The organism is Streptomyces sp. FH025, from assembly GCF_017427025.1.
Lineage (GTDB): Bacteria > Actinomycetota > Actinomycetes > Streptomycetales > Streptomycetaceae > Kitasatospora.
In genome coordinates this window covers 1-8,563 of record NZ_JAFLNG010000320.1, presented here as the reverse complement: position 1 = coordinate 8,563, position 8,563 = coordinate 1, and the positions used below count along the sequence as shown (strand labels likewise).

General features: G+C 74.0%; 7 protein-coding genes and 1 pseudogene. 4 read left to right on the top strand and 4 right to left on the bottom strand.

Annotated elements, in window-relative coordinates:
- Positions 1-216 precede the first annotated feature (216 nt).
- Complete coding sequence (locus J0670_RS22015; RefSeq protein WP_207813366.1) at positions 217-1,119, bottom strand: LysR family transcriptional regulator; 903 nt, start codon at positions 1,117-1,119, stop codon at positions 217-219.
- Positions 1,120-1,353: 234 nt separating this feature from the next.
- Here J0670_RS22015 and J0670_RS22010 point away from each other — a divergent pair, with 234 nt between their 5' ends.
- Positions 1,354-2,295 carry a pseudouridine-5'-phosphate glycosidase gene (locus tag J0670_RS22010; protein WP_207813365.1) on the top strand — a complete coding sequence of 314 codons (942 nt, stop codon included), beginning with the start codon at positions 1,354-1,356 and terminating at the stop codon, positions 2,293-2,295.
- 3 nt (positions 2,296-2,298) lie between these two features.
- Positions 2,299-3,177, top strand: a complete 879-nt coding sequence (locus J0670_RS22005; protein ID WP_207813364.1) for a PfkB family carbohydrate kinase — start codon at positions 2,299-2,301, stop codon at positions 3,175-3,177.
- Positions 3,178-3,220: 43 nt separating this feature from the next.
- On the opposite strand, the gene polX is transcribed toward J0670_RS22005, so the two are convergent.
- Together polX and J0670_RS21995 are read right to left on the bottom strand one after the other, a co-directional pair.
- Entirely contained in the window at positions 3,221-4,951 is a 1,731-nt protein-coding gene (polX, locus tag J0670_RS22000) for a DNA polymerase/3'-5' exonuclease PolX (protein ID WP_207813363.1), read from the bottom strand.
- 94 nt (positions 4,952-5,045) lie between these two features.
- Positions 5,046-5,777, bottom strand: a complete 732-nt coding sequence (locus J0670_RS21995) for a hypothetical protein (RefSeq protein WP_207813362.1) — start codon at positions 5,775-5,777, stop codon at positions 5,046-5,048.
- Between the two features lie 300 nt (positions 5,778-6,077).
- Between J0670_RS21995 and J0670_RS21990 the strand changes: the two genes are divergently transcribed.
- Both J0670_RS21990 and J0670_RS21985 read left to right on the top strand, forming a co-directional pair.
- The gene (locus J0670_RS21990; protein WP_207813361.1) at positions 6,078-6,683 is read left to right on the top strand and encodes a transcriptional regulator; all 606 of its coding nucleotides are present in this window, start codon (positions 6,078-6,080) and stop codon (positions 6,681-6,683) included.
- A complete protein-coding gene (locus tag J0670_RS21985) occupies positions 6,680-8,071 on the top strand; it encodes an MFS transporter (protein WP_207813360.1) in 1,392 nt (463 codons plus the stop codon). The genes J0670_RS21990 and J0670_RS21985 overlap by 4 nt, the downstream gene beginning before the upstream one ends.
- Here the strand turns inward: J0670_RS21985 and J0670_RS21980 are convergent.
- Positions 8,068-8,563: pseudogene (locus J0670_RS21980) on the bottom strand (hypothetical protein); the annotation flags it as partial. The gene J0670_RS21985 and the pseudogene J0670_RS21980 sit on opposite strands and share 4 nt — an antisense overlap.

The window sequence follows — 8,563 nt, the reverse complement described above, 5'->3', positions numbered from 1 at the left end:
CGCCGATCAATCCGGCGGCGCGGCGGAGCAGCGGGCGCAGGGCCAAGGCGGATCCCCGGGGGTCGGCCGGCCGGTCGGCGCTGCGACGGGCCGGGTGGGTGATCCGGGCATCCTTCCGGTGGTGGCATGCCAGCGTCAAGGGTGGTCGTGGTCCCGGTCCGGGGCGTGGTGGCCGCAGCCTGGGCCGTCGTGGTCCCGGCCCGCCGCCGCCGTTCGTCAGACCTCCTCCAGCTCGGCGGCCTCCTGCCGGATCAGGTCGCGCAGGGTCGCCAGCGGGGGCCGCCGGTCGTCCGTGCGCCACTGCATCTCCAGCGGCAGGGTGGCCCGGCCCTCCAGCCGTACGGTGGCCACGTCCTCGGTGAGGTGGCCGGTCATCGAGCCGGGCACCAGGGAGAAGGCGCGGTTGCGGGCGAGCAGGTAGAGCCGGGAGCCGACGATCCGCGGCGGGCTGACCAGCACCGGCGGGTCGACGCCGTGCTCCGCGCACAGGCCGAGCACGTGGTCGTAGTAGCGCGGGTGCTGCTCGCGCGGCCACAGCAGCAGCGGCAGGTCGCGCAGTTCGGCCAGGCCCAGCCCGGTCCGTCCGGCCAGCGGGTGGTCCCGGCCGAGGGCGACCCGCACCGGCTCGTCGGCGATCCGCTCCAGCCGGTAGCCGGGCACCTCCTCCAGGAAGCGGCCGAGGCCGATGTCGGCGAGCTCGGTGGCCAGGGTGGTGGACACCTGCCCGGTGTCCACGGCGAGTTCGGCGGTGTGGAGCGCGGGCAGCTCCTGCTCGGCCCGGCTGACCACGGCCGGCAGCAACCGGTTCGCCACGCTCGGGGAGGCGACGATCCGGGCGGTCCGCAGCCGTCGCTCCTCGTGCAGCCGGACCCTGGCCAGCAGTTCCTCGGCCTGGCCGAGCAGCCGCGCGCTCTCGACGGCCATCACCTCGCCCGCCTCGGTCAGGGTCACCGAACGGCGGCTGCGGTCGAACAGCTCGACACCGACGGTCCGCTCCAGCCGGGCGACCTCCTGGCTGACCGTCGGCTGCGAGATGTGCAGCCGCTCGGCGGCCCGGCCGAAGTGCAGCGTCTCGGCGACGGTCAGGAAGACCTCCAGCTGACGCAAGGTGAAACCCATGGCGGTCAGCCTAGTGCGTACCAGCACGAACGAATCCGAACCCATGTGAACCCATGTGAACCGATATGGGCTGACGTGAACCGATGCGGATCAATAGGCGTGACTGAGAGGTGTGACCGATAGGCGTGCGCCTATCGGAAGCCCCAGTACTCATTCTGGATTCCGATGCGAACCGTTCATACGCTTTCCAGCACGTTGCCCCATCGCAGTGGCATCTCACAGGAAGCTCCCACCATGACCGGACTGCCCAGCAGCACCCCCGCCATCCAGGTCTCCGAGGAGGTCGCGCAGGCCGTCGCCGACGGCCGTCCCGTGGTCGCCCTGGAGTCGACGATCTTCACCCACGGCCTGCCCCGGCCCCGCAACCTGGCCGTCGCGCTGGAGGCCGAGGAGCAGCTGCGAAAGGCCGGCGTCGTCCCGGCCACCATCGGCGTGCACGCGGGAGTCCCCACGGTCGGACTGAGCACCGAGCAGATCACCGAACTGGCCGCGACCGACGGCCTGGACAAGGTCAGCCTGCGCGACCTGCCCGTGGTCGCCGCGCTCGGCCGCCACGGCGGCACCACCGTCGCCGCCACCGCCTTCCTCGCCCACCGCGTCGGCGTCCGGGTCTTCTCCACCGGCGGCCTCGGCGGCGTCCACTTCGGCGCCTCGGAGAGCTTCGACGAGTCCGCCGACATGACCACCCTGGCCGCCACCCCGGTCACCGTGATCAGCGCCGGTGTGAAGTCCATCCTCGACATCCGCGCCACCCTGGAGCGCTTCGAGACCCTCAACATCCCGGTCATCGGCTACCGCACCCGCAAGTACCCCGGCTTCTACGTCACCGACTCCGGCCACGAGATCAACTTCAGCGTCCGGTCGCCCGAGGAGGCCGCCAGGGTCATCGACGCCCGCGACCGGCTCGGCCTCCCGCAGGCCGTCCTGATCGCCAACCCGGTCGACCCGGCCAAGCAGCTGCCGCCGGAGGAACTCGACGGCATCCTCGCCCGCGCCTGGGCCGAGGCCGAGCGCCAGGGCATCACCGGCAACGCCTCCACGCCCTTCCTGCTCGACCACATCCAGCGCGACACCGGCGGCCGCAGCCTGGAGGTCAACGTCGAGGTCTACCGGGGCAACGTCCGCCTCGGCGGCGAGATCGCCACCGCCCTGGCCGCCGCCCCGACCGGAGCCTGACCCGTGCTCGGGGTGCTCGGCGACCTCGTCGAGGACATCGTGGTCTGGGCCGACGGCCCGCTGCGCCACGGCACCGACTCCGACGCCCGGGTCTTCCGGCGGCGCGGCGGCAGCGCGGCCAACGTCGCCTGCTTCGCCGCCGGGCACCACCCGGCCCGCTTCCTCGGCTGCGTCGGCGAGGACGCGGTCGGGGACGGCGTCGTCGCCGAACTCGGCGGCCACGGCGTGGACGTGCGGGTGCAGCGGCGCGGCCGGACGGGCAGCATCGTGGTGCTGATCGACCAGGACGGCGAGCGGACCATGCTGCCCGACCGCGGCGCCGCCAAGCTGCTGGAACGCGTCCCCGACGAGTGGCTGGCCGGCCTGACCCACCTGCACGTGCCCGCCTACTCCTTCGACGGCGACCCCGTCGGCCGGACGGCGGTGGACGCGCTCGCCCGGGTCCGGCGGGCGGGCGGCACCACCTCGGTGGACGCCTCCTCGACCGGCATGCTGGAGCAGTTCGGACGGGAGCGGTTCCTGGCCCTGCTGGCCGAGTTGGCGCCGACCTTCGTGTTCGCCAACCGCTCCGAGTCCGCCTACCTCGGGCTGCTGGTGGACGGCCTGCCGGGGCCGGAGCGCGCCCGGCTGGCGGCCACCACGGTGATCACCAAGTCGGGCGCCGAGGCGACCACCGTCGACGTGCCCGGCGAGCGGGCGCTCACGGTGCCGGTGCCGCCGGTCGCCGAGGTGCGCGACCTCACCGGGGCCGGGGACGCCTTCGCGGCGGGCTTCCTGGCCGGGTTCCTGGACACCGGGGACCTGCACCTGGCCGCCGGGCTCGGACACCGGTGCGCGGCCCGGGTGTTGGCCTCGCCGGGGGCCTCGTTCGGCGGGTGCTGAGCGGGCGGGCGGCCCCTGGTGCGGTGGGGCCGCCCGGCGGGCGCTACCGGCGCAGTGCGTCCTTGCGGAGGAAGTGCTTCAGCCGCTGCCACGTCCAGGTGTTGACCACGTCCTCGGCGGTGAGCCAGCCGCGCTGCGCCGTCCCCACGCCGAAGCGCGGGTGGGCGAGTTGGCCGATGGAGTGCGCGTCGCTGTCGATCGCGAAGCGCACGCCGTGGCGCCTGGCCCGCAGGACGTCCTCGTCGCGCAGGTCGAGCCGCTGCGGCGAGCCGTTGATCTCGATCGCGGTGCCGGTGCGCGCGGCGGCGGCGAACACCGCGTCGAGGTCGACGTCGATCGGTCCGCGCCGGCCGATCCGGCGAGTGGTGAGGTGGCCGATGACGTGCACGTACGGGTTCTCGCAGGCGCGGATCAGCCGACGGGTCTGGGCGGCGCGGTCGCGGGTGAAGTGCGAGTGCACCGAGGCCACGCAGACGTCGAAGCAGGCCAGGAACTCGGGCGGCCAGTCCACGTCGCCGTCCGGGCCGATGTTCAGCTCGGTGCCGTGCAGCAGTCGCAACTTCTTGTGCCGGTCGGCGAGTCGGCGAAGCTGCTCGCGCTGGGCGAGCATCTTCTCGTCGGTCATCCGCTGCATCACCAGGTCCGGCGCGTGGTCGGTGACGGCGTAGTAGGAGTAGCCGCGCGCCGCCGCCGTGTCGACCATCTCCTCCAGCGTGGCCAGGCCGTCGGTGAGGTCGGTGTGCGTGTGCAGGTCGCCGCGCAGGTCCGACTCCTGGACGAGGTCCGGGAGTTCACCGTTCAGGGCGGCCTCGATCTCGCCCCGGTCCTCGCGCAGCGGGGGCGGGATCCAGGGCAGCCCGAGCGCCGCGTACACCTCGTCCTCGGTCTCCGACACCACCTTCGCGCCGCCGTCGGCCTCGAACAGCCCGTACTCCGACAGCTTCAGCCCGGCCCGGACGGCCATCGTGCGCAGTCTGATGTTGTGCGCCTTCGACCCGGTGAAGTAGACCAGCGCCGCGCCCCAGTCCTCCTCCGGGACGACCCGCAGGTCCACCTGGACGCCCTGGGTGGTGCGGACCGAGGTCTTGGTCGGGCCGCTCGCTATCACCTCGGCCACGTACGGGAGTTCGGCGAGCGCGGCCATCAGCGGGGCGGAGTCGGCGGCGGTCGCCAGCACGTCGACGTCGCCCACCGTCTCGCGCATCCGGCGCAGCGAACCGGCGTACGCGCAGCGGGTGCAGCCGGGGACGGCGGAGAGCGCGGCGACCAGCTGGTCGGCCAGTTCGGTGGCGGTGTCGAGGAGGGCGCGTCCGCCGGACTGCCGCATCAGCTCGATGCCGTGCAGGATCTTCTCGCCGCTGCGCTCGCCGAACCCGGGCAGGTCGGACAGCCGGTCGGCGCGGACCGCCTCGGCGAGTTCGTCGACGGAGGTGATGCCGAGGTCCCGGTAGAGGGCGAGGGCACGCTTCGGACCGACGCTGGGGACGGCCATCATCTCCCGGACGCCGGACGGGATCCGGGCGCGCAGGGTCTCCAGGGCGGTGATCCGGCCGGTGGCGAGGTACTCGGCGATCTTCTCGGCGGTGGACTTGCCGACGCCGGGGATCTGCTGCAGGCCCTTGACGTCCAGGCCGGCCAGGTCCTCGGGGTGGCCGCCGACCGCCCGGGCGGCCTTCTCGTAGGCGCGGGCCCGGAAGGCGTCCCCGCCGGCGATGTTGATCAGGTTGGCGTACTCCTGGAGCAGTTCCCTGACCTGGTCGTTGAGCCGGGGCATGGGGCAAGTCTAGGTTCGGCGGCGGTTGCCCGCCGGGTGGTCGCCGGGTGGCCGTCCGATTGCCGGTCCGGTGTGTGACCACTCGGGTGTGCGACTACTCGTGCGCGACATCGAGCAGCAGCACCACCGTCAGGCCGCCGCCGGGGGTGGGTTCGACCGCGAGCCGTCCGCCCGCCGCCAGCACCAGGTGGTGCAGCGCCGGGCCGACCGGTCCGTGGGCGCGCGGGCCGGCCGGCGGCCGCCGGCGGGCCTCGGGGGGTTCGTAGGTGCCGTGGTCGGAGACGCGGATCTCCACCCGGGCCCGCCCGGGCGAGGATCCGCCCCGGCCGGCCGCGCGGTCCGACCCCGGATCCGGGCCGGTGCCCGCGACCTCGGCCCGGACCAGCACCCGGTCGCCGAGCGGGTTTCGCCGTATCGCGTGGTCGACCAGGCCCGCTATCGCGGCCTCCATCCGTCGGGAGTCCCCGGCCACCACCGGCAGCCCGGGCGCCATCCGGACGGTGACCGCCGCCGCCCGGCCGCCGCCCCGCACCACCCGGCGCACCACCTCGGCCACCTGGACGTGCCGGGCCTGCGGCTCGCATCCGGCGTGCCGGCCGGTCCACCGCAGCCGGTCCAGCTTGGACCGGGAGAGCGGCCTGGGCCCGGCCACCGCCAACGGCGGGAACGGGCCGAGGCCGTCCTGTTCGACCGAACTGCCGCGCGGGCGGCGCACCCCACCCTCGTGCTCGACGCCGCCCGTGCCGCCCACGTCGCGGAGTGCCCCGAGTGCCCCGAGCACCCGGGCCCGTGAAGCGACGTAGTCCCAGAACCTCCCGCGTGACATCGCTCTGCCCCTCGTGCCCCACCGGTGGCCGTCACCGGTTCTGCGGCCGACCGGGGCGGGCCGTCTCGCGGGCCCTCATCCCAGATTGCCCCTCCGCCGTTCGGGTGACAATCCGGCTCCTGGCCGCGAACCGGGCGCCGTCCCCCCGCTGGGCGGCGGACCGCCGCACCCGCCGACCGGTGGGGCGGCGGCCGTCGTCACGGCCGTGAGCTGCGACGACGCGGTGCGCGGATAACCGCAAAGAAGTCTCTGCACAAAAACCTTTGCAAAGGGTCCTTTGTGGTTCTACGCTCCTGAGCCATGACCGAAGAGAGCGGCTGGAAGCACAGCGACGATCCGCACATCGTCCTCACTGCCAAGGGCATGCGGGCGATGGCCCACCCCGTGCGCGTGCGACTGGTCGGGCTGCTGCGCAAGCACGGCCCGTCCACCGCGACGAGGCTGGCCGAACAGCTGGGGCTCAACTCCGGAGCCACCAGCTACCACCTGCGCCAGCTCGCCGCCGCGGGCTTCGTCGAGGAGGACGAGGAGCGCGGCACCGCCCGGGAGCGGTGGTGGCGTTCGCCGCACCGGCTCACGGTCTGGACGGGTGACGACATGGCGGACGAGGAACCCGAGGCGGCCGCCGGCTTCCTGCGCTCCATCCTGGCCGCCCACACCCTGACCGCTCAGCGCGCGCTCGACGCCTTCGAGACGATGCCGCGGGAGTGGCGGAAGGAGGTGCAGCTCAGCGACATGCTGCTGCAACTCACGCCGGAGGAGGCCGAGCAACTGTCCGGAGAGCTGTCCGAGGTGATCCGCCGCTACCGCAGGGTCGGCGCCGAGGAGCCGGTGCCGGAGGGTTCCGAGCAGGTCGCCGTGGTGCTCCACGTGCTGCCCGATCCGAAGGCGGAGGGGGAGGAATGAGCGCCACCGTCGCGTCCCCACCCGTGCGCAGCCTCCGACCGCTGGCCGGGGTGCTCGCGGCCATGGCCGTCTCCCTGACCGGGACGCGGATCTCGGCCATCGCCCTGCCCTGGTTCGTCCTGGCCACCACCGGCAGTGCCACCATGACCGGCCTGGTCGCCTTCGCCGAGATGGCGCCGTACGTGCTGGTCAAGGCGTTAACCGGGCCACTGGTCGACCGGCTCGGGCCACGCGTGGTGTCCTGGACGACGGACGCGGTGAGCGCCGTCGCGGCCGGGCTGATCCCGCTGCTGCACGCGCGCGGGCTGCTGCCGTTCTGGCTGCTGCTGGTGATGGTCGCGGTGATCGGCGCGATGCGCGGCCCGGGGGACTTGGCCAAGTCGGTCATGGTGCCCGAGGCGGCCGACCGCGCCCGGGTGCCGATGGAGCGCGCCACCGGGCTCTCGGGCGTCACCGAGCGGCTCGCCTCCACGATCGGTCCGGCGGCCGGCGGCGGGCTGGTCGCCGTGATCGGGCCGCTGGCCGGGCTGGCGGTCAACGCGGGCACCTTCGCGCTCGGGTCGCTGATCATCGCCCTGGCGCTGCCGAAGGGCATGGGGCGCCCGGCGGTCGAGGCCCCGGCCGAGCCTTCCCCGGCCGAGCCTTCCCCGGCCGAGCCTTCCCCGGCCGGGCCCTCCCTGACTGGGCCCTCGGAGCCCGGTGACCGGAGCGGTGGCTACTGGCGGATGTTCCGGGCGGGCTTCGGCTTCCTCCGGACGGAGCCGCTGCTGCTCACCGTGAGCGTGATGGTCGGCATCACCAACCTGCTCGACGCCGGGTTCACCACGGTGCTCGTCCCGGTCTGGGCCCGGGAGTCCGGCAACGGCCCGGCCGCCATCGGCCTGATCGGCAGCGCCCTGGGCATCACGGCGGTGGCCGGCAGCCTGATCGCGGCGGCCCTCGCCCACCGACTGCCCCGCCGAACGGTCTTCTTCGTCGGCTTCCTGCTCGCCGGAGCACCGCGCTACCTGGTTCTCGTGTTCGACGCGCCGATGTGGGTGGTGATCACGGTCTTCGCGGTCGGCGGCTTCGGCTCCGGCTTCCTCAACCCGATCATCGGCGCGGTCCTCTTCGAGCGGATTCCCCGTCACCTCCTCGGCCGGGTGCAGGCCCTCATCGGCTCCCTCTCCTGGGCCGGCATCCCGCTCGGCGGCCTCCTCGCCGGCGGGGCCGTCGCCCTCGTGGGCCTGATACCCAGCCTGCTCACGGCCGGGGTCCTCTACTTCGCCACCACGACACTCACCGGGCTGCGGCCGGAGTGGCGGGAGATGGACCGCCTCCGCGGCCACGGGGGCGCCGAGGCCGTCGAGCAGGACACGGATGGAGCGATGGCCGCGACGCGCTCCTAGCGGTCGTCACCGTCACCGTCGTCGGGCTCGTCCTCCGGTGGCGCCCCGATGCTCTCCAGGGCGTCGCGGGCAGTGGTACCGGGCAGGGCGGGGTGCCGTCCGATCACGATCACCCCGGTCACGATGGCCAGCAGGCCGACGGCCTGCCAGGCCAGCGCCCCCGGGGTCACCCGCAGCCGGTCGCCGAGGAAGCCGACCGCGCAGGCGATCCCGGACAGCGGCTGGGCGGCGGTCAGCGCGGGCAGGGACATCCGCAGCGGTGCGGCCTCGAAGGCGCTCTGCACCAGCAGCAGTCCGACCACGCCCGCCACCACCACCGCGTACGGCTGCCAGCTGCGCAGCACGGCGGCCAGCCCGTCGTGGTCGAGGCGCTGGGTGGTGGTGCGGGTGAGCGCGTCCTGGAGGCCGTAGAGGAGTCCGGCGGCGAGCGCCAGCAGCGTGGCCTCCTCGAACAGCGGCAGCCGCCGGGCGAGCGAGACCAGCAGCAGGGTC